At 68.1% G+C, this 21,520-nt stretch carries 18 protein-coding genes; 2 read left to right on the plus strand and 16 right to left on the minus strand.

Annotated features, from left to right (window positions below; all coding sequences use genetic code 11):
• Positions 1 to 16 precede the first annotated feature (16 nt).
• The 12 genes from C1927_RS16895 to C1927_RS16950 form a co-directional block, all read right to left on the minus strand.
• Entirely contained in the window at positions 17 to 1,351 is a 1,335-nt protein-coding gene (locus tag C1927_RS16895; RefSeq protein ID WP_079223022.1) for a dicarboxylate/amino acid:cation symporter, read from the minus strand.
• A 57-nt stretch (positions 1,352 to 1,408) separates the two neighbouring features.
• Positions 1,409 to 3,055: a BatD family protein gene (locus tag C1927_RS16900; protein WP_254051594.1), complete on the minus strand. Its 1,647-nt coding sequence runs from the start codon at positions 3,053 to 3,055 to the stop codon at positions 1,409 to 1,411.
• A 44-nt stretch (positions 3,056 to 3,099) separates the two neighbouring features.
• Positions 3,100 to 4,911: a VWA domain-containing protein gene (locus C1927_RS16905; RefSeq protein WP_174208695.1), complete on the minus strand. Its 1,812-nt coding sequence runs from the start codon at positions 4,909 to 4,911 to the stop codon at positions 3,100 to 3,102.
• A complete protein-coding gene (locus C1927_RS16910) occupies positions 4,908 to 5,912 on the minus strand; it encodes a VWA domain-containing protein (protein WP_108747278.1) in 1,005 nt (334 codons plus the stop codon). Before C1927_RS16910 ends, C1927_RS16905 begins: the two co-directional genes overlap by 4 nt.
• Positions 5,909 to 6,358, minus strand: a complete 450-nt coding sequence (locus C1927_RS16915; protein WP_108747279.1) for a DUF4381 family protein — start codon at positions 6,356 to 6,358, stop codon at positions 5,909 to 5,911. Before C1927_RS16915 ends, C1927_RS16910 begins: the two co-directional genes overlap by 4 nt.
• Positions 6,355 to 7,284: a DUF58 domain-containing protein gene (locus C1927_RS16920; RefSeq protein ID WP_108747280.1), complete on the minus strand. Its 930-nt coding sequence runs from the start codon at positions 7,282 to 7,284 to the stop codon at positions 6,355 to 6,357. Before C1927_RS16920 ends, C1927_RS16915 begins: the two co-directional genes overlap by 4 nt.
• 8 nt (positions 7,285 to 7,292) lie before the next feature.
• The gene (locus C1927_RS16925; protein ID WP_079223032.1) at positions 7,293 to 8,342 is read right to left on the minus strand and encodes a MoxR family ATPase; all 1,050 of its coding nucleotides are present in this window, start codon (positions 8,340 to 8,342) and stop codon (positions 7,293 to 7,295) included.
• 166 nt (positions 8,343 to 8,508) lie between these two features.
• Entirely contained in the window at positions 8,509 to 10,476 is a 1,968-nt protein-coding gene (locus tag C1927_RS16930; protein WP_108747281.1) for a type IV pilus secretin PilQ family protein, read from the minus strand.
• A 21-nt stretch (positions 10,477 to 10,497) separates the two neighbouring features.
• Entirely contained in the window at positions 10,498 to 11,004 is a 507-nt protein-coding gene (locus C1927_RS16935; protein ID WP_079225360.1) for a pilus assembly protein PilP, read from the minus strand.
• A gap of 26 nt (positions 11,005 to 11,030) precedes the next feature.
• Positions 11,031 to 11,687, minus strand: a complete 657-nt coding sequence (pilO, locus tag C1927_RS16940; protein WP_108747282.1) for a type 4a pilus biogenesis protein PilO — start codon at positions 11,685 to 11,687, stop codon at positions 11,031 to 11,033.
• Positions 11,684 to 12,565, minus strand: a complete 882-nt coding sequence (locus tag C1927_RS16945) for a PilN domain-containing protein (protein ID WP_108747283.1) — start codon at positions 12,563 to 12,565, stop codon at positions 11,684 to 11,686. Before C1927_RS16945 ends, pilO begins: the two co-directional genes overlap by 4 nt.
• On the minus strand, positions 12,565 to 13,623 hold the full coding sequence (locus C1927_RS16950) for a pilus assembly protein PilM (RefSeq protein ID WP_079223036.1): 1,059 nt from the start codon (positions 13,621 to 13,623) through the stop codon (positions 12,565 to 12,567). Before C1927_RS16950 ends, C1927_RS16945 begins: the two co-directional genes overlap by 1 nt.
• Positions 13,624 to 13,842: 219 nt before the next feature.
• On the opposite strand from C1927_RS16950, the gene C1927_RS16955 reads away from it, so the two are divergent.
• Together C1927_RS16955 and C1927_RS16960 are read left to right on the plus strand one after the other, a co-directional pair.
• Positions 13,843 to 16,263, plus strand: a complete 2,421-nt coding sequence (locus tag C1927_RS16955; protein ID WP_079223037.1) for a penicillin-binding protein 1A — start codon at positions 13,843 to 13,845, stop codon at positions 16,261 to 16,263.
• Positions 16,264 to 16,492: 229 nt separating this feature from the next.
• Complete coding sequence (locus tag C1927_RS16960; RefSeq protein ID WP_108747284.1) at positions 16,493 to 17,155, plus strand: hypothetical protein; 663 nt, start codon at positions 16,493 to 16,495, stop codon at positions 17,153 to 17,155.
• A gap of 154 nt (positions 17,156 to 17,309) precedes the next feature.
• On the opposite strand, the gene C1927_RS16965 is transcribed toward C1927_RS16960, so the two are convergent.
• From C1927_RS16965 to C1927_RS16980, 4 genes are all read right to left on the minus strand, one after another.
• The gene (locus C1927_RS16965; RefSeq protein ID WP_108747285.1) at positions 17,310 to 18,359 is read right to left on the minus strand and encodes a hypothetical protein; all 1,050 of its coding nucleotides are present in this window, start codon (positions 18,357 to 18,359) and stop codon (positions 17,310 to 17,312) included.
• A 163-nt stretch (positions 18,360 to 18,522) separates the two neighbouring features.
• A complete protein-coding gene (locus C1927_RS16970; protein WP_079223040.1) occupies positions 18,523 to 19,800 on the minus strand; it encodes a citrate synthase in 1,278 nt (425 codons plus the stop codon).
• Positions 19,801 to 20,096: 296 nt separating this feature from the next.
• Positions 20,097 to 20,339, minus strand: coding sequence for a type B 50S ribosomal protein L31 (locus C1927_RS16975; RefSeq protein ID WP_079223041.1), 243 nt, complete (start codon positions 20,337 to 20,339; stop codon positions 20,097 to 20,099).
• Between the two features lie 88 nt (positions 20,340 to 20,427).
• The gene (locus tag C1927_RS16980) at positions 20,428 to 21,366 is read right to left on the minus strand and encodes a nucleoside hydrolase (protein WP_108747286.1); all 939 of its coding nucleotides are present in this window, start codon (positions 21,364 to 21,366) and stop codon (positions 20,428 to 20,430) included.
• Positions 21,367 to 21,520: the final 154 nt, after the last annotated feature.

The raw sequence follows: 21,520 nt of genomic DNA on the forward strand, positions 1-21,520 counted from the left end.
TCAGGTGTTGCCGGGATCAGTTGTCCAGGCGGGCGGCGGCGGCAGCGGCCTCGGCCGGGGTGTCCGCGGCCTCGCCCTTGGCCACCAGGGTGGTCAGGGCCAGGTCGCCGGTCACGTTCAGCGCGGTACGGCACATGTCCAGGAAGTGGTTCACGCCCAGGATCAGGCCGATGCCCAGCGGGTTCACGCCCACCATGGCGCAGATCATCGCCACCACCGGCAGCGAGCCGGAGGGAACGCCTGCGGTGCCGATGCCGCCCAGGATGCAGACCGCCATCACCATGACCTGCTGGCCGATGGACAGGTCCACGCCGAAGAACTGGGCCAGGAAGATCACCGTCACGCCCTCGAACAGCGCGGTGCCGTTCTGGTTGGCGGTGGCGCCCACGGTCAGCACGAAGCGCGACACGCGCTGCGGCAGGCCCATCTGGTCGGCCACGCGCAGCGCGGTCGGCAGGGTGGCGTTGCTGGAGGCGGTCGAGAACGCCATGACCGTCGCTTCCTGGGTATCGCGGAAGAACGACAGCGGCGAACGGCCCGACAGCCACACCGCCGCGCCATAGGTCACGATCATGTGCAGGCCCAGCGCCAGCACCACCACGCCCACGTAGGCGCCGAGGCGGATGATCAGCTCGAAGCCGAACAGCGCGGCCAGGTTGAACATGAAGCAGGCCACCGCATACGGGGCCAGGCGGATGACCAGGTTGATCAGGGTCATCGAGATTTCGAACACGCCTTCGATGGCGCGGCGCAGCGGGGCGACCTTCGCTTCATCGGTCAGCACCATGCCGATGCCGAACATCAGCGCGAAGAACATCAGCGACAGGATGGCGCCGTTGTCCGACGCGGCCTGCAGCACGTTGCTCGGCACGATCGACAGCAGCATGTCCATGCCCTTTGGCGTGCCATGGATGCCGGCTACGATTTCCTTGCTGCGCTCGGCGTTCTCCGAGAGCATCAGCGCGGCGGTCTGCGGGTCGACGCCGGCGCCCGGCTTGAGCACGTTGACCAGCACCAGGCCGATGCCCACGGCGATGCCGGACAGCAGCACGGTGTAGGCCAGGGTCTTCCAGCCGATGCGGCCGAGGGCGCGGATGTCGCCCATCTCCGACACGCCCATGATCAGCGCCGAGAAGATCAGCGGCACGATCAGCATGAAGATCAGGTTGAGGAACAGGCCCGACGCCGGCGTGGTGATGTAGTCCATGACCCACTTGGCACCGGCCTGCAGGCCATCGACGCTGCCGCCCAGGGCATGCACGGTGAGTCCCAGGACCAGGCCGATCGCAAAGCCGATGCCCATCTTCCAGTGCAGGGGCAACTTCTTCTTGTCGGCAGCAGCTGCTGTCATACGCGGCGTTCCTCGAAAAATGAATCTACTCTAACAAAGCGCGCAAGCCGCGCCGGTTCAGCGTCGCTGCGTGGGGTACAGCGGCGCCAGCCCAGTGTCGGCGGCCTCCTGCGGTGTCGACCAGTGCGGTCCGTCACGGAAGCATTCGCGCAGGCGTGCACGCAGTGCGGAGGCTTCGCCCTGCCCGCCCCAGCGCGCGGCCTGCAGGTCCAGCAGCACCTGGCGCTGGGCTGGATCAGCCAGGCGTTCGATCACCTGCTCCAGGCGCTCGACGCCGGCCATCGCACACAACTGCGCCTGCACCTGGTCGAAACCTTCGCCGTCGAGCGCACGGCGCAGCTCGGCCACGCTGCCGCGCGGAACTCCGCTGTGGCTGGCGCCTGCGGCCGTGGGCGACCCTGCAGGAGACACGCGGCGGCCACGGCGCCAGCCCCAGGCCAGGGTCAGCAGCCACAACAGGGCGAGGCCGGCGGCGGCGGCGATCCACGGCCACGGGCGCGCGTCCGCGGCCCCCAGCGGCACTGCAGTCGGTGCGGCCGGCGGCGCGTCGTCGCCGGGCAGCGCGGCCTGTGTGTCGATGGGCTGCGCGGCCGGAGCGCCGCCACGGCCGGCGGCCACCGCCAGCGTGAGGTCCGGCAGCGTGGCCTGCTGGGCGCTGCCGCTGTCCACGTTCCACCAGGCCAGCCTGGGCCCGGGCACGACCAGCGTACCGGCCTGGCGCGGCACGATCGAGTAGCGACGGGTGATCTTCAAGCGCGGCGTGCTGCCGGTGAACGTCTCATCGTACTGGGCCGGCTCGGCGAAGACCTGCCCGGCATCGCCCACGTCGGGCACCGGCAGATCAGTGAACTGGGCGCGGGTCGCGCCGTTGGCCACGGCTTCGACCACCACGGTGGCCGCTTCGCCGGCACGCGCACTGTCCGGCGCCGTGGTGTAGCGCAATTGCAGCCCATGCAGCGGCAACCACGGCTGCGGTGCCTGCGCCGGCTGCGCGCGCACCTGCAGGGTACGCTCGGGGGCGACGGCATTCATGCGCCCGTCGCCGCCGGCGCCGAAGAAATCATCGAAGAAGCCACCCGCGGTGCGCCCGTTGAAGCGGGCACCGGGCAGGCGCAACGGCCCGCTGCGTTCGGGAATCAGCAGGAAGCGCCGCTCCACCACGTTGTAGCGGCGGCCGTTGATCTGGCGCACGTCGGTGCGGTCCTCGCCCACCCGCTGCAGCGACGCGCCCTCGGGCGTATCCAGTACCAGCTCGCCGGAGGCCAGCTGCGAGGCGAAGTAAAGGCGCACCACCACGCCGACGCTCTGCTGCACGTAGGGCTGCGCATCATCCACCTCGGTTTCGACGAAGGCGACGGCATTGCTCTGTGCGGTGGCCACCGTGCCCGCGCCCACCTGCAGCTGCAGCGGCTCGGTGCGCTGGCTGCCCACCTGCAGCGAGGGCACCAGCAGGGTGCCGCTGCGGCGCGGGGTCAGCGTCACCGAGTAGACGGTGCGCTGCTGCATGCTGCCGTTGCTCCATTGCACCTGGCGGTTGCTGCCCTGCGCGCCCAGCACGAAATCGGCATTCAACGGCGCGTAGTCCGGGCTGCCCTGGTCGGTTTCCACCTGCAGCGTGACCGGTTCACCGAGCTGGGTACTGGTCGTCTCCAGCCACGCGCGCGTCTGCGCCAGCGCGGCCGATGGCAGCCAGGCCAGCAGCATCGCCAGCAGCACCGTCACGTGGAGTGTCCTGCGCGGCACGCCGATCATCGCCCTTCCCTCTTTCTACGTTCGTTTTCCAGCTGGAACTTGGTGCGCAGCAACGAGCCCGGGTCATCGGGCACGCGGCGCATCCAGGCGTCCACGGCCTGCTGTTCCTCGCGCTGCTGCGGCGTACGCCCGTCGCTGCGTACAGCGGGCTTGCCCTGCTCGCCCGGCCTGGATTGCTGCATGGCCTGCTGCATGCGCTGGCGCTGTTCCGCATCGGCCTGTGCCTGCGCCTTTGCATCAGCGGCCTGCGGACCGGCGTCCTGGCGGTCCTTGTCACCGGGCTTGCCCTGCTGCGGCGGCTGTTGATCCTGCCGGCCCTGCTGCGGATCCTGCTGCCCCTGCTTGGGATCCTGCTGCCCCGGCGAACCCTGCTGGCCCTGTTGCTGCCCTTGCTGCGGCTGCTGCTGGCCCTGTTGCTTGTCCTGGTTGGAGCGGTTGTTCTGGTCCTTGCTGGACGGCGGCTTGCGCTTGCGCGCGGCGTCCACCACCGCACGGTTGGCCACCGCGTCGGCCATGCCGGGATGCTTTGCCAGCGCGCGGTCGTAGGCGGCGATGGCACCGTCGTAGTCGCCCTGCCGCGCCAGCGCGTTGCCCAGGTTGTACAGGCCGGCATCGCTGTCGATGCCTTCGAAGCGCGCGCGCGCCGTATCAAAATCGCCGTTGCGGTAGGCCTGCACGCCTTCGGCGATGCGTTCGTGCTCGCGCTGGTCGGCACGCTGCCAGAGCGTGCCGGTTTCCGTGGCCGATGTGTTGCGGGGTTGCGCCTGCAGGTTGCCTGACAGCGGCAACAGCCCCACCGCCAGCACCGCGGCCAGCACCGCGCGGCGGCGGAACGCCAGCAGGGCCAGCAGCATCAGCGGCGGCAGCAGCCAGTAACCTTCGTCCTGCCATTGCCTGCCCTGCCCCGCGCCCTGCCGTGCAGGGCCATCACTGGCATCCAGCACGTCCAGCGCGCGCAGGTCGCGGTCATCGGCGGCAATGCGCGCGTACTGGCCCCCACCGGCGGTCGCCACCGTGCGCAGGCTGCCTTCATCCAGCGCCGCCTGCGCGATCTGCCCGCTGCCATCGCGATAGGCTGCGCCCGTGGGCGTGCCCAGCCCCAGCACGGACACCTGCAGGCCGAGGCTGCGCGCCTGCGTTGCGGCAAGAGCAGCGGCAGCATCGGCCTGGTCAGTGACCAGCAGGATGCGCCCGCGCAGCGTGCCGGTCTGGCGCAGCAGCTGGGTGGCCCAGTCGATGCCACGGTCGGCATGCTGGCCATCGCGCGGCATCACATCCGGGGCCAGCGCATCCAGATAGAGCGCTACGTTGGCGGTGTCATCGGTCAACGGTGCAACGGTGTAGGCATCGTCGGCATACACCACCAGGGCGACCTGGCCCCCTTGCCGCGCACGCAGCAGCGCACCGATCTTCGCCCGCGCCTGCAGCAGCCGCGAAGGCGGCAGGTCGGTGGCGGTGATGCGGCTGGACAGGTCCAGCACCACCACCAACGGCGTGCCGGCCTGGTACATCGGCTGCGCCTGCTGGCGCCAGCTGGGGCCGGCCAGGGCCAGCACCGCCAGCGTGCAGCCCAGCAGCAGGGCCCACGGCAGGCGCGTACGACGGCGCTCACCGGCCGCCAGCAGGTGCGACAGCAGGTGGGCATCGACCGCCTGCCGCCACGCATCGCTGCGGCGTTGCCGGTACAGCGTGAAGGCGATGACCAGCGGCAGCACCAGCAGCGCCCACAACCATTCCGGCCGCAGGAAATGCAGTGCGCCCGCATCGGGGAGGACGGCGTGGAGCTTCTGCAGGAAGGTCGCGATCATCGGCGTCGCTCCGGCCACAACCAGGCCAGCGCGCCCAGCAACAGGGCCAGCGCGAGCGGCCAGGCATAGCGTTCGCTGCGCGGGCGCAGGCTCGGGCCCTTGGCGGCGATGGGTTCCAGCCGGTCCAGCTCGGCGTAGATGCCAGCCAGCTCGTCGGTGTCGCGGGCGCGGAAGAATCGGCCCCCGGTCATCTCGGCAATCCTGCGCAGGGTGGCTTCATCCACTGGATCACGATCACTGGCGATGGGGATGCCGAACAGGCGCATGCTGCCATCGCTGCCAAAGGCGACGGTGTGCACGCGCACGCCTTCGGCACGGGCCAGTTCGGCCGCGCGCAGCGGCTCCAGCACACCGGCGTTGCTGACGCCGTCGGTCAGCAGGATCAGCACGCGCTGTCCTTCGGGTTGGCTGCGCAGGCGCTTGACCGCCAGCGCGATCGCATCGCCGATGGCGGTCTCGCGCCCGGCCAGGCCGACCACGCTGTCGCGCAGCTGGTCGCGCACGCTGGCCAGGTCGGGGGTGATCGGGGTGAGGGTGTACGCGCGGTCACCGAAGACCAGCAGGCCGACACGATCACCGGCACGCCGGTCGAGGAAGTCGGCCAGGACCGCCTTGGCCGCGGTCAGTCGTTCCACTGCCTGCGAGCCGAGCACCATGTCCGGCTCGCTCATGCTGCCGGATACGTCCATCGCCAGCATCATCTGCCGGCCCTGCTGCGGCGGCGTGATGGCCTCGCCCAGCTGCTGCGGCCGTGCCATCGCCACGCACAACGCGGCCCACGCCAACCACAGGATGAGCGTGCGCAACCAGGACGCATCGATACGCCCGCCCCCGGACAATGCCTGCAGCTCGGCTGCGGCATAGGGCACGCGCAGGGCTGCACCGGGGTCGGCGCGGCGTTTCCACAGGTGCATCAGCAGCGGCACAGGCAGCGCGAAGAGCGCCAGCGGCCAGGCCAGCTGCAGGTCCGGCCAGGGCCAGTAACTTGCCAGCAGGCTCATCGGCGGCGCTCCTGCAGCAACTGCAGGTATCGCTCGCGCGCCCAGCGACGGACCTCGGCCACGTCGCCTGCTGCGACCTGCGGCCGGTAGGCGCCTTCGGCCAGCAGGCGACGCTGCGGCTCCGGCAGCTGATCCTTCGGATCGATCCGCTGCCACCAGGCCTGGTCATGCAGGGCTTCGCTGCCGGGCTGGGCCAGCCGCGCGGCACGGCGCAGCAGCCCGGCGATGGCGGCCAGCTCGGCCGCTGCGGCGGGCGCGGCCTGCAGCTCCCGGTCGAACTGCTGCAGCCAGCGCTGGCGACGGCGGCGACGGCGATGGCTGATGAACACAAGGATGGCCAGCACCAGCAGCAGGACGGCGGCCAGCATCAGCCATCCCGGTGCGGGCGGCCACCACGACGGTGGCGGCGGCAGCGCGACATCGCGCAGCGGCAGGGCCGCACTCATGCCGGCACCTCGGTGGGCGCAGGTGCCAGCCAGGCATCGCTGGGGGCGTCGGTGGAAAGGATCTGCACATCGACCCGGCGAGCGGCCAGCTGCTGGCGCAGCGCCTGCAGCGGTTCGACGAAGTGTGCGTGCCAGTGGTCCTGCACCTCGCTGCGGCGCAGGTCCAGGCCGATGCGCTGCTGTGCGGCCAGGAACTGCAGCGGTGCCGACGGCGGCTGCAGTTCCAGCGGGTCGACCAGCAGCAGCAGGGTCAGGTCATGGTGCTGGGCCAGGGCGCTCCAGCGCGCCGGCGCGATGCGCAGGGCCTGCTGGGGATCGGCCAGCACCAGCATGCGCGCGCCGGGGCGCAGCACGCGTCCGGCGTGGTCCAGCGCACGCTCCAGGCCGAGGTCATCGGCGGGCGGTTGCGCGTACCAGCGGGTCAGTGCGTCGAGCACGCGCAGCACGCCACGCGGCCCGCCGGCTGGCGCGATCGGTGGTTCACGGTCGCTGCCGCGCAGGGCGCCGATTCGGTCGCCACGACGCTGCGCCGACCATGCGGCCACGGCACCGGCGCGTGCGGCCTGCACCGATTTGAAGCGCACGCGCGTGCCGAAGTACAGCGCGGGCGAGGTGTCGGCCACGATCAGGCTGACCCGCTCGCGCTCGGCCTGGAACAGCTTGGTGTGGGCGCGGCCGGTGCGTGCGGTCACCCGCCAGTCGATGTGCCGCGCGTCATCGCCGGCGACGTATTCGCGTGATTCGGCGTACTCCATGCCGCGCCCACGCAACGGTGAGGGCGCCTGGCCGGCATTGCCGGCACGCCCACGGCGTGGCGGTGGCGGTCGCTGGGCCAGGCGGCGCAGGGCCACCAGTTCGGCCAGCTGCGGGCGCAGGCCATCGCCTTCGACCACGCGGGCGCTCTGTGGCGCGGATGGATCGGACATGCGCAGGCTCAGGGTGCCGGCACGCGGGCCAGCAGTTCCTGCACCAGGCGCTCGCCATCCCAGCCTTCGGCAGTGGCTTCGTAGCTGGGCAGCACGCGGTGGCGCAGCACATCGGCGGCCACGGCGCGCACGTCATCGGGGGTGACGAAGTCACGACCGGCCAGCCAGGCCCGCGCACGCGCACAGCGCTCCAGCGCGATCGAGCCGCGCGGGCTTGCGCCCCAGGCGATGCGGCGGCCGAGGCCGGCGTCATAGCGCGACGGATCGCGCGAGGCCAGCACCAGCTCGATCAGGTAACGCTCCAGCGCCGGCGCCATGTGCAGGTCCAGCACTTCGCGACGGGCGTCGAAGACCACCTGCATCGGCAGCTTTTCCGGTGCGGGCGCCGCGTCGCCGAGGGCGCCACGTGCGCGCTCGCGGGCCAGGCGCAGGATCTCCGATTCAGCGGCCTGGTCGGGATAGCCGATCCGCACATGCATCAGGAAGCGGTCCAGCTGCGCCTCGGGCAGCGGGAACGTGCCCTCCTGCTCGATCGGGTTCTGCGTGGCCATCACCAGGAACAGCGACGGCAGCGCATAGGTATGCCGGCCGACAGTGACCTGGCGCTCGCCCATGGCTTCCAGCAGGGCCGACTGCACCTTGGCCGGGGCGCGGTTGATTTCATCGGCCAGCAGGATCGGATGGAAGATCGGGCCCGGCACGAATTCGAAGCGGCCTTCCTGCGGGCGCCAGATCTCGGTACCGGTCAGGTCGGCCGGCAGCAGGTCCGGGGTGAACTGGACGCGGGCGAAATCGGCTTCCAGGCGCGAGGCCAGCGCGCGGATGGCGGTGGTCTTGGCCAGGCCGGGGGCGCCTTCAACCAGCAGGTGACCGTCGGCCAGCAGGGCGATCAGCAGGCGCTCGACCAGCGCGGCCTGGCCGACGATCTCGGCCGACAGGGCGTCACGCAGGCCGATGAAGGCCGCATGCAGCTGCGAGGGGGCCTGCGCGGGCGGCGCGGTGGCTGGCGCGTCAGGCGGCGCGTTCGACGAATCGGGCATCGGCGGTGGCAGGTTCATGGGGGCCTTTGACCGGCGCGGGGTGGCACGGGTTCCCCACATCATCGCAGGCCGGTCCCGGGATTGGATCAAGGACGGATGAATGGCCATCCGCGCAAGGCGTGGCGCCACAACGAAACGGGGCCGCACATGGCGGCCCCGGTTCGAACAGCGTGTGATGGCTGGCTCAGCTCTTCTTGGCCACGCGCAGCACCTTCGGGGTCACGAACACCAGCAGTTCGGCCTTGTCCTTGTTGCGGCCACGCTTCTTGAACAGGTTGCCCAGGAACGGCACGTCGCCCAGGAACGGCACCTTGCTGACGCTGCTGCGGTCGGTGAACTCGTACACGCCACCGATCACCACGGTCTGGCCGTCTTCCACCAGCACGGCGGTGTTGACTTCGCGGCGGTTGATTTCCGGGATTTCACCGTAACCGGCCAGGGTGATGTAGCGCTGCACTTCGTCCTTCTTGACCTCCATGTTCAGGAACACACGGTTGTCGTCGGTGATGGTCGGGGTGACCTTCAGCTGCAGCACCACTTCCTTGAACTGGACGTTCGGGGTGGCGGCACCGCCGGCGGCACCGCCGCCGCTGATGGTCACGTAGCCGATTTCCTTACCCTGCTTGATCAGGGCCTCGCGCTGGTTGGTGGTCACCACGCGCGGGTTGGAGATCACTTCACCACGCGACTCTTCCTGCATGGCCGACAGTTCGACGTCCAGCAGGTAGCCCGCGTTGAGGATCGACAGTGCCAGCGAACCCGGGTTGCTGGTGGAGGCCACCGGCAGGCTCCAGTTCAAGCCACGTTCAATGGTGGACGAAATCGGAACCGGAGCGGGGCCTACGCTGCCACCAGTGATCCAGTCACGCACGGCGTTGGCGTTGGCTGTATCGGCGGCCACCTGCGAGTTGCGCGTTTTCAGGGTGGAATCAAGGTTGCCACCGAAGTACACATTGTCGCGGCTGCCGCTGATGCCGAACTTCGCACCCAGCTCGCGGGCGAAGGTATCGGTGGCAATGACGATGCGGCTCTCGATCAGCACCTGGTCGACCGGGCGGTCGATCACGTTGATCAGCTCACGCATGCGCGCGATCTTCTTCGGGATGTCGCTGATCATCAGGGTGTTGGTGCGCTCGTCGGCCACGATGCGGCCGCGCGAGGACAGGAAGCCGCTCTCTTCATTGCTGGAGCTGCTGCCACCACTGCCACCACCACCGCCACCGATGCCCTTGGCTTCGGTCAGCGCTTTGAAGATCTGCGAGGCGCTGTGGTAGTTGATCTGCACGTAATCGGTCACCAGATCCTCGCGGTTCTCGATGGCGATGCGTGCGTCTTCCTTTTCCTGCTCGAACTTGGCCAGCTCAGCCTGCGGCGCGACCCAGATCACGCTGCCATCCTGGCGCTTGTCCATGCCCTTGGCGCGCAGCACGATGTCCAGTGCCTGGTCCCACGGCACGTTGACCAGGCGCAGGGTCACATTGCCCTGCACCGAATCGGACGCCACGACATTCAGGTTGGATTCTTCGGCGATCAACTGCAGCACGGTGCGCACCGGCACGTCCTGGAAGTTGAAGGTCACCGGCTTGCCGCTGTAGCCACGCTGCGGCACGCCCTTGGCGGCCTGGGTGACGCTGCCTGCGGTGACGGCACCGACGGCGGCTGGTGCCTTGCGGGCACTGATCTCCACCACGTACTCGTTGCCGCTCTGGTAGGCCAGCGATTCAACCGCGCCGCCGGTGCTCAGCACCAGCTGGGTGCCTGCGCCGGACGGCCTGGCGTCGATGCGCTGCACCGGCGTGGCGAAGTCGGTGACGTTCATCGGCTTCTGCAGGTTGGCCGGCAGCCGGGCATTGCCGACGTCGACCACCACGCTGTTGTCCTGCGTGCGCAGGTCAGGGATGGCGCCCTGGCCGTCGAACTCGACGATCAGGCGGCCACTGCCGTCTTCGCCGCGTTTGAAATCGATCCGCTGCACCGCCAGCGATGCCGGCGCGGTGGCCTGCGCTGCAACGGCGGTGCTGGCCGGCTTTTCAGCCGGTGCGGCAGCCAGCGCCGGAGCGCAGGCCAGCATCAGCGCGACTCCCAGCGCGCTGATGCGGTTCAAGGTAGAGCGCCGGATGGGTCGCAGCCCCTTGGCTTGGTGAAAAGTCATCGTGCTATCCCCAGTAAACGATCATTGATCATCGAGCGCGAGCGTGGCCGGACGTTCCAGCCAGCCCCCCGCGCCGTCCGGCACAAGTTCGATCAGTTCCACGCGGTCTTCGTAGACCGCGGTGACCCGCCCGTCGCTCTGCCCAAGGTATCCACCCGGGCGCACCCGGTAGGTCACCTTGTCGGGCCCCATCACCAGGGCGACAGTGCCGCCTCCGGTACCGATGGTACCCACCATGTCCAGCGCATCCAGCGGGAAGCCTTCAAGCGGCTCCTTGCGCCGGTTCGGATCCGGACGGGTTCCACCAGCCCCCTGCTGCGGATTGGTCCAGGCATCGGTGAACGGATCGCGCATGCCCTGCGCGGAGTATTCGAAGGTCTCGAACTGCTGCATCACCGGCAGCGGCTCCAGCGGCTGCGCCGGTCGTGCACGTTCGCTGGCGACCCAGGTTTCAAGGTTGGGCGCGTCGCCCGGCGTGCTGGTGACGCCGCGGCCACAGCCGGCCAGCATCAACACCGCCAGGGCCATGCCGCCTCGTGCAATGAAGGAACGGATCACGGCTGCGCCTCCTTGCCGGCTTCAAGCTGCTGCTGTTCGGCGACCTCGGCATCATCCAGGTAACGGTAGGTCTTGACCGTACCGGACAGCTCCAGCGCACCGGCACGGCTGTTGCCGTTGGCCTTGTCGACAGGCTTCAGGTTGATGTCGTGCATGGTCAGGATGACCACGCGCGGCAACGAGGCCACGCCACTGACGAACGCGCCGAACTGGTGGTAGCTGCCCACCATCTTCAGCTTGATCGGCTTCTCGGCGTAGAACTCCTTGATCTGTTCCTGTTCCGGCTCGAACAACTGGTTGGTCAGGCCGCTGGACAGCGCGGTCTGCGAGATGTCGATGATCAGGTCCGGCATCTCGGTCTTGCTGGGCAGCTGCCGGAGCATCTGCTGCAGGACCTGCTCCATCTGCGCCAGCTGCTGCTTGAGCGGCTCCAGGTTCACCGCGCGCGCCTGTTCCTTGCTGAACTGCTCACGCAGGGTGGTTTCCTGTGACTCCAGTCCCTCCAGCTCCTCGCGCTTGCCGCTGATCAGCAGCATGTACGCGACGAACATGATGACCAGGGCGATCAGCGCGCAGAACACGATCTTCGCGTTCCGCGGCCAGTTGCCGATGTCGTTGAAATCCAGGCTCTTGACGTCGAATTTCTTGCTCATGCGCGGTCCCCCTGCAGCGGGGCATGGAAGGCCTGCGGCGGTTGGGCCAGTCGGCTCCCTTCAGGCTTGGGCGGGGCCGCCGGGGTGGCTGCCGGTGCCGCCGGAGCGGGCTGGGCAGCCGGTGCCTTCGCGGGGGCAGCCGGTGCCGGCGGCGGCGTCGGGGCTGCGCCGGGCTGGGCAGGTGCCGGGGCGGCCGAAGCGGCATCGGCGCCAGCCGCCAGCGGCGCGACCGCCGGAGCCGCAGCACCCGGTGCCGCGACCGAACCATCGGCGTTCAGGCCTGGCGTGGTCGACTCATCGCTCTGCGCCGGCAGTTTCACCGTCACCTTGAACTTGTACGGCAGGGCCTTGACGTCAGCCAGCAGGTTCCCCTGGCTCGACTCCTTGTCCGGCGCGCTGGCTTCGATGATCGACAGTTCCGGGCTGGTCATCCAGCCGGACACTTCCAGGTTGCGCATGTACGCCGAAACGCGTGCATTGGACTGGGTCCGGCCTTCCAGGGTGAGCATGTCACCGTCCTGGGTCAGGGCGGTGAGTACGACGCCATCGGGAATCGTGCGGACCAGGGCGTCGAACAGATGGACCATCTGCGAACGCTTGGCCTGCAGCTGCTCGATGACGGCCTTGCGGGCCAGCAGGCGGTTCTTCTGCTCGTCGAGGCGCTTGATCTCCTCGTTCTGCTTCTTGACCTTCTCGATCTCGGTCTGCAGGTAGGCGTTGCGATCCTGCTGGCCGCTGACCTGCATGTCGTAATAGAACCAGATCAGCAGGGACAGCAGCAGGCCACCGAGTGCGGCCATGCCAAGCATGACGCCGAACTCGCGCTGGCGTTGCTTGCGCCGTTCGGCGCGCCAGGGCAATAGATTGATGCGTGCCATCAGTCGAAGCTCCTCAGTGCCAGACCGGTAGCGATCATCAGCGCGGGGGCATCCTGGGCAAGCGCCTGCGCCTGCACCTTCGGGCCCAGGGTCATCTGTGCCAGCGGGTTGGCGACCACGGTCGGCACGCCCAGCTGCTCTTCGACCATTTCCGGCAGACCGGCCAGCGCGGCGCAACCGCCCGCCAGCACGATGTGGTCGACACGGTTGAATTCACTACCCGCGTAGAAGAACTGCAGCAGGCGGCTGATCTGCTGGACCGTCGCCTCCTTGAAGGGTTCCAGCACTTCCACTTCGTAGCTTTCCGGCAGCCCGCCCTGGCGCTTGGCCAAGCCGGCTTCCTCGTAGCTCAGGCCGTAGCGGCGCATGATCTCGTCGGTCAGCTGCTTGCCGCCGAACACCTGTTCGCGGCTGTACAGGCTGCGGCCACCGCGCAGGACGTTGAGGGTGGTCATGGTCGCGCCGATGTCGACCAGGGCGACCACGCCGTCATGGGACACCGGCAGCTCGCTGGCCACCAGGGCGAAGGCGTTCTCGACCGCGAAGGCCTCCACGTCCATCACCTTGGCCTGCAGGCCGCCCAGCTCCAGCGCCGACTGGCGCAGCTCGACGTTCTCCGAGCGCGAGGCAGCCAGCAGCACCTGGACCATTTCCGGGTTGTTCGGGATCGCCCCGATCACCTCGAAGTCCAGGTTCACTTCCTCGATCGGGTACGGAATGTAGTTGACCGCTTCCAGCTCGATCTGGGCTTCCATGTCGGCTTCGTCGAGGTCGGCCGGCATCGGGATCACCTTGGTGATCACCGCCGACCCTGCCACGGCGGCAGCGGCCAGCTTGGCCTTGCTTCCGGAACGGTTCATCGCCCGGCGGATGGCCTCACCCACGGCCTCCACTTCGACGATGTTCTTTTCAACCACAGCATTCGGCGGCAACGGTTCCACGGCGTAGTGTTCCACGCGGAAACGGTTGCCACTGCGGGAAAGCTGCAACAGCTTTACCGCAGTCGAACTGATGTCGACGCCAATGAGCGGCGACTGACTTTTTGGGATGAGCCCCACGGTTTCTCCCCTGCCGACGGGCACTTGGACACAGGATCTGCGTCCGCGCATTAATAACGTATTTTTAGCGAATGGCAACCGCCCTGCTGTGAAATCCCTCACAGGATGAACACGCAGCCCCTGGCAATTCCCCTTGCGTTCCCCGGTGCCGGCCCCAGCCGCCACCTTGCGTAATCTATACTCTGCGACCACGAAATTCGCAATCGGAATCTGACACCGATGACTCGTCTCCGCCGCTGGCTGCGCTGGATCTTTGTTGTTGTCCTGGTCCTGGCGCTGGTCGGTGCTGCCGCCGTGGGCGGCTTGTACTACGCCGTATCGTCCAAGCTTCCCGACGTGCAGACCCTGCGCGACGTGGAGATGCAGGAGCCGATGTACGTCTATGCTGCCGACGGCAAGCTGATGGCCGTCTTCGGTGAAACCCGGCGCACCCCCATCACCATGAAGGACGTGCCGGAGAACCTTAAGAGGGCTTTTCTGGCCACCGAGGACGCCCGCTTCTATGAGCACGGCGGCGTGGACTACAAGGGCATCGCCCGCGCGGTCTGGCTGCTGGCCACCACCAGCGACCGCCGCGTGCCGGGTGGCTCGACCATCACCCAGCAGGTCGCCCGCCAGTTCTTCCTGAGTTCCGAATACAGCTACACCCGCAAGCTGGCCGAGATCCTGCTGGCCCGCAAGATCGAGTCGGAGCTGAGCAAGGACGAGATCTTCGAGCTGTACCTGAACAAGAGCTTCTTCGGCAACCGTGCCTACGGCGTGGCCGCGGCCGCCGAGTTCTACTACGGCAAGAAGCTGAACGAGCTGGACCTGGACGAGATGGCCTCGCTGGCCGGCATCCCCAAGTTCCCCTCCTCGGGCAACCCGATCTCCAACCCGGAGCGTGCCCGCCAGCGCCGCGACAACTACGTGCTGCAGCGCATGGCGGACCTGAAGTTCGTCAGCCAGGCCGAAGCGGACGCCGCCAAGGCGGTGCCGATGCATGCCACCCCGCATGAGCCGCCGGTGCAGGTGTATGCCCCTTACGTGGCCGAGCTGGTGCGCCAGGAAATGATCGCCCGCTTCGGCGGCGACGTGGTCAACAAGGGCTATCACGTCACTACGACGATCGATTCCACCCTGCAGGAATCGGCCAACGTGGCCGTGCGTGACGGCCTGCTGCTGTATGACCACCGCCACGGCTGGCACGGCGTGGAAAAGCAGGTGCAGCTGGGCGCCGCGGATGACGCTGCCGCCCTGGCCGAGCACCTGCGCGGCATTCCCGGCCAGGCCGGCCTGCTGCCGGCCATCGTCGCCAGCACCGGCGCCGACGGCAGCGCCACGGTGGTCATGGCCAACCGCAGCGAGGTCGTGCTGCCGGCCGCCGCCGCCAAGTGGACCAACAAGACCCCGGGCAAGCTGGTGCAGCGCGGCGACATCGTGCGCGTGCGTGCCGGGGCCAAGGAAGGCGAGTGGCTGCTGGACCAGATCCCGCGCGGCCAGTCCGCCCTGGTCTCCCTGGATGCCCACAGTGGCGCCCTGAAGGCCCTGGTCGGCGGCTTCAGCTTCTCCGGCAACAAGTTCAACCGTGCCACCCAGGCACGCCGCCAGCCGGGTTCGAGCTTCAAGCCGTTCGTCTATGCGGCCGCCTTCGACAAGGGCTACAACCCGGCCTCGATCGTGCTCGACGCCCCGGTCGTGTTCCGCGACCGCCGCGGCAAGACCTGGGCCCCGCAGAACGACGGCGGCGGCTTCCGTGGCCCGATGCGCCTGCGCGAGGCCCTGGTGCAGTCGCGCAACCTGGTCTCGGTGCGCCTGCTCGATGGCATGGGCGTGGACTACGCGCGCAAGTACATCAGCGAGTTTGGCTTTGCCGAATCGGAGCTGCCGCCGAACCTGTCGATGTCGCTGGGTACCGCTTCGCTGACGCCACTGTCGGTGGCCCGCGGCTACGCCGTGTTCGCCAACGGCGGCTCGCGCGTGGACACCTGGCTGATCGACCAGGTCAGCGACCGCGACGGCACGCTGGTGTTCAAGGAGAACCCGGCCCTGGCCTGCCGCGAGTGCGCAGGCACCAGCGACCAGCCGGTGAACCAGGTGGTGGATGGCTTCAACTTCGGTGCCCCGGCACCCAAGCCCGATGCCACCGCGGCGGCCAAGCCGGCCACCGAGGCCCCGGCCGCGCCGGCCAACCCGGACGCCCGCACCGCCCCGCGCGCGATCGACGCCCGCACCGCCTACCAGCTGGTGTCGATGATGCGCGACGTGGTCCAGCGCGGTACCGGTACCGCCGCCAAGGTGCTCGGCCGCGCCGACCTGGGTGGCAAGACCGGTTCGACCAACGACCATCGCGATGCGTGGTTCTCCGGCTTCGGCGGCCCGTACGTCACCACTGTGTGGGTGGGCCGCGACGACTTCCGCTCGCTGGGTTACCGCGAATACGGTGGCAAGGCCGCCCTGCCGATCTGGATCGACTACATGCGCGTCGCCCTGAAGGACGTGCCGCTGGCCGAGAACGAACCGCCGGCCGGCATGGTCCAGGCCACGCTCAATGGCGCCGTGGAGTGGGTGAAGGTGGAAGACATGGACCGCCTGACCGACTACGACCTCAACCTGCAGAACACCCCGCAGGCTGACGCGGCCGCGTTCGACATCTTCTGAGGCAGGTAGTGGTGGGTGCCAACCGCTGGTTGGCACTTTGGCATCCGCCGGGCATGGCCCGGCGCTACCGAGGGCCGGCGCGGAATGGCGCTTGGGCTCTGGTAGATGCCAACCTTGGTTGGCGCTCTCAACGATGGCCAACCAAGGTTGGCCGCTACCTACACCCACCCCCACGCAGGTGTCACATCCCTGCGCTACCCTGCACCCAGGTCGCATCAGGAGTCTTTGCATGCATCGGGCACGTCAGCATGCTGCCAGCCAGACCCGCGAGCGGCGCCACCGCCTCGCCCACGAAGCCGCCCGCCTCATGGCCGAAGGCGGCATCCGCGACTACCACCAGGCCAAGTTGAAGGCCGCCAGCCGCCTCGGCATCCACGACGATGCCTCCCTGCCCCGCAACGTCGAGATCGAAGACGCCCTGCGCGAGTACCAGCGCCTGTTTTCCGGACCAGAGCACGGCAACGACCTGCAGCGCCGCCGCGAGGCTGCCGTGCGTGCCCTGGAATTCCTGCATGGGTTTGCCCCGCGCCTGGTCGGTCCGGTGCTGGACGGCACCGCCGATGCCAACAGCCCCGTGCAGCTGCACCTGCACAGCGATGATCCGGAAGCCGTGCATCGCTTCCTGGACGAGCACGGCATCCCCGCCGAATCGCGCGTGCGGCGGCTGCGCCTGGACCGCGAACGCAACCTGGACGTACCGGTGTGGGTGTTCAGTGCCGAGGAACTGACCTTCGACCTGGCCGTACTGCCCTACGACGCGCTGCGCCAGGCACCGCTGTCACCGGTGGATGAGAAGCCGATGCGACGCGCCTCCATCGCCCAGTTGCGGCAGCTGCTGGCCGAAGCAGAGATCACCGCCTACATCGGCGGGGGCGCCCAGCAGCAGCGGTAAACACATCAGGCCGCCCTTCGGCGGCCTGATGTCCAGATCGTTCGAACGCGCACTATCAGAAGAAGATCGCGTACAGGATCAACAGCGGAATCGGCACGCCCAACAGCCAGAGCAGGATCATTTTCATGTCAGGTCTCCTTGCATGGAATGCGGGTTACAGGTCGCGGCGGCGGCCGCCCCAGGTGGCGCTGAGGCTGGCGAAGAACGCGCCGATCAGCAGGGTGATGAACAACCACAGTGCGGCGTACGCCGTTGCCTTGCGGGCATCGTCGGCGGCCTGCTTGGCGGTGTTCTTGGCTTTTTCCAGCGCAGCCCGCATGCGCGTCTGCACGTCGGTCACGCGCGCCTGGGCTTCGGCCGGACTCATGCCGGTTTCGCGTGCGATCAGCTGAGACACGTACTCGGTGTCGGCCGGATCCAGTCCATCGCCCTGCAGGCTGTTGATGATGATGCGGTTCACTTCGGCACGCACTTCGCGGCGGTCACCCATCGGCCCGTTGCCCGGCATCGGGCGCGGCGGCGGCGGCGCTGTGGCCGGGCCCATGGGCGCATTGCCCGGGGCAGCGCCCGGTGCCTGCGGAGCCGGCGGCGCAGCGGCGGCCTCCGGGCCCGGCGGGGTAGCGCTGCGGAACAGCGAATCAACCCAGTAGTTGAGATCACCGTCCGGCGCGGCGGCAGCGGCACTGCCAGCGCCCGCAGCGGCGACGCCTGCGGTCGATGCTGCGGCGCCTGCGGTGGCGCCCGCCACCTTTGCACCCGTGCCCAGCACCCCACCGATGGCCGAGGTCAGCAGGCCGGCGGTCAGCAGCGTGGCCACGGCCCACGAGACGAAGCCGTGGGCGGTATCGCGGAAGTAGGTTTCATCGCCGTGGATCTGCGTCCACTTGGTACGCAGGCGGCCGGCCAGGTAACCACCCAGGCCGGAAGCGGCCAGCGCGGTGAAGGTGAGCCAGATGACGCTGGACCAACCGAAGGTTTCCTTGCTGACGCCTTCGAACGACCACGGCGACACCGAAGACAGGCCCAACCCGACGCCGAGGATCAGCAGCACCAGGGACAGCGCGGCCGCCGCAGCGGCACCGGCGAAGATCGCACCCCACGACACCGCGCTTTCGCTGGGCGGCGCGACGATGGGTGCAGTGACGACGGTGGCGACGTCGGCGCCGAGCGGGCCGCGCTCGGGTGGGTCGAATCGGGTACTCATGGGGTGGACGCTCCGTATCGGGTGCTGCGGGTGCAGCGTGCGTACTGAGGCTGCGCGTGCCGTTGTGAAGCTGGCGAGACCCTTGAATCACGCGGTCTTGGCGCGGCGCAAAAAAAAACGCCCCGCGATGCGGGGCGTTCTCATCACGACTTACCGCGGGCGATCAGCCCTGGTAATCGCGCACGTCTGCGCCGGTGTAGACCTGGCGCGGACGGCCGATCTTCATTTCCGGATCGACCTGCTGTTCCAGCCAATGCGACACCCAGCCGGAGGTACGGCCGAGGGCGAACATGACGGTGAACATTTCGGTCGGGATCTGCAGCGCCTTGTAGATGATGCCGCTGTAGAAATCGACGTTCGGGTACAGCTTGCGGGCGACGAAGTACTCGTCCTGCAGCGCGGCCTGTTCCAGCTTCACGGCCACGTCCAGCAGCGGATCCTGCACGCCCAGCTGCTTGAGCACCTTGCCGGTCATCTCACCGATGACCTTGGCGCGCGGATCGAAGTTCTTGTAGACGCGATGGCCGAAGCCCATCAGGCGGAAGCCGGAGGTCTTGTCCTTGGCCTTGACCACGGCGGACTCGACGTTGTCGGCGGTGCCGATCTCTTCCAGCATCTTCAGCACGGCTTCGTTGGCACCGCCGTGGGCCGGACCCCACAGCGCGGTGACGCCAGCGGCGACCGAGGCATACGGGTTGGCACCGGTCGAACCGACCAGGCGCACGGTCGAGGTCGAGGCGTTCTGCTCGTGGTCGGCGTGCAGGATGAACAGCAGGTCCAGCGCCTTGACCACGTCCGGGTTCAGATCGTACTGGCCATCGGCCGACTCGAAGGTCTGCTTCAGGAAGCGGCTGACGTAATCCAGCGAGGTGTCCGGCTTGTTGGCCGGCAGGCCCTTGCCGTGGCGGTAGATCAGCGCCGACAGGGTCGGCACCTTGGCGATCAGGCGCACAGCGGCCTGGCGGCGCTGTTCGGCGTCGGACAGGTCCAGCGAGTCGTGGTAGATGGCCGACAGCTGCGCGATCGCGGCAGCCAGGATGGCCATCGGGTGGGCATCCTTGGCGAAGCTGCCGATCAGCGTGTTGATCGACTCATCGACGTTGGCTTCGGCGGTCAGCTCATCGGTGAAGGCCTTCAGCTGTTCGGCGCTCGGACGCTCGCCGTTGATCAGCAGGTACGCCACTTCGATGTAGCTGGACTTTTCCGACAGCTGTTCGATCGGGTAGCCGCGGTACAGCAGCACGCCCTTGTCGCCATCGATGTAGGTGATGGCGGACTTGCAGCTGGCCGTCGCGGTGAAGCCGGAATCGTAGGTGAAGAACCCCGTTTCCTTGGTCAGCTTCGCGATGTCGACGCAGTCGTTGCCGAGGGTGGGTTTGATGACGGGCAGAACGACCGACTTGTCGCCGGCGTTGAGCGTGACCTGATCAAGATCGGACACTGTGTGCGCTCCTTCATGGGAAGGCGCCTGCCCAAGCGCATTGGTCAGGCACGTGAATGACGTCCTCGGCCTGTGCCGGGGATCAGGTCATTATCGCACAGCAGCATTTGTCGGGTGCTAGACGGAAGTCGTAGACGACGGGCAGGAGGAACCCTGCCAGCAAGCGGCCTTGATGGGCAAAGATGCCATCCCCTGAACGGTCTGTTCCGCCATTCCAAACGCCCGTTGGGTGGGCGCCGGACAAAAACAAACGGCCGCGCAAAGCGCGGCCGTCGGTTCAAAGCTGGATCGACGGATCAGCGCGCGTAGCGCTTCTGGAACTTGTCGATACGGCCCGAGGTGTCGATCACCTTGTGCTTGCCCGTGTAGAACGGGTGCGAAGCCGAGGAAATTTCGACCTTGACCAGCGGGTATTCATTACCGTCGGTCCAGGTGGTGGTTTCCTTGGTCGCCATGGTGGAGCGGGTCAGGATCTTGAAATCGGAAGTGACGTCTTCGAAGACGACGTCGCGGTAGTTCGGATGGATATCGGCCTTCATGGGCTCACACCGTAAATGGGCTGGTGGTCAAGAGCGGCATTATAAACACCGGTTGCCGCGCGGGGCAACCGGTGTTTGCACATCGGGCTCAGTCCGCGCCCAGCGCCTGGCGGACCAGGGCCTCGAAACGCGCCTGGTCGTAGGCCATCAGCAGGTCGCAGTTGTCCGGCTGGCCGGTCTGGCGGTTCCAGTCGACGATGGTGGCGCCACGGCTGAACGTACCGTTCAGCTCCACGTTCAGCGGACGCGATTCCACCTGCAGCTGGCCTTCCGGGTTCAGCGCCCAGGCCATGGCCACCGCATCGGCGGTGTACCAGCGGCCACCCTTGGCGTCTTCGGACAGCGCGCGGGTCTTGCGCGAGATGAGCTCGTAGAAGCGGGCACGGTCGGAATCGGCCTGCAGCCACTGCTCCGCCTGCTCCAGCGGCAGGCCGTGGGCGACGGTGGCTTCCCAGTCCGACACCAGCAGGTGCTTGAACGAGGTGAACACCACATGCGCGGCTTCCGGATCGAAGGCGATGTTGAATTCGGCGGCCGGGGTGATGTTGCCGTGGCAGGTGACCGCGCCGCCCATCACCACGATGCGCTTGATGCGCTGGGGCAGGGTCGGGTCCAGCTTCAGTGCCAGCGCGAGGTTGGTCAGCGGGCCGAGCATGACCAGCATCAGTTCGCCGGCATGCTGGTGCGACAGGCGCAGGATGGCCAGTGCCGCGTGTTCGGCCTCGGCCTGGCGGCTCGGCGGCGGCAGGTCCACGTCGCCATAGCCATCACGGCCATGCACGTGGGCAGCGTCCATCGAGGGGTGGATCAGCGGATCGGGGCTGCCTGCGAACACCGGCACATCGGTGCGGCCGACGATGTCGCAGAGCTTGAGGGCGTTGCGGACGGTGTAGTCGAGGCCGACATTGCCGGCGGCGATGGTCAGGGCGACCACCTCGTGCCGTTCATCGGCGAAGGCCATCAGCAGGGCCAGGGCGTCGTCCACACCGGGGTCGGTGTCGATCAACAGCGGGATCTTGTGGGTCATCGTTGCCGTCTTCAGATCGGCAACGAAGTGTGGACCGGGTTGATGACCGTTGCAAGTACGGGGCTTGGGGGTTCGGCAGGGCTGCGCCCTGCACCCGCGGTAGTGCCGGCCGCTGGCCGGCAACTTCAACAGCAACGGCAAAAACTGGTTTCCT

Origin of the sequence: Stenotrophomonas sp. ZAC14D1_NAIMI4_1, assembly GCF_003086775.1 — a bacterium.
Taxonomy (GTDB): domain Bacteria; phylum Pseudomonadota; class Gammaproteobacteria; order Xanthomonadales; family Xanthomonadaceae; genus Stenotrophomonas.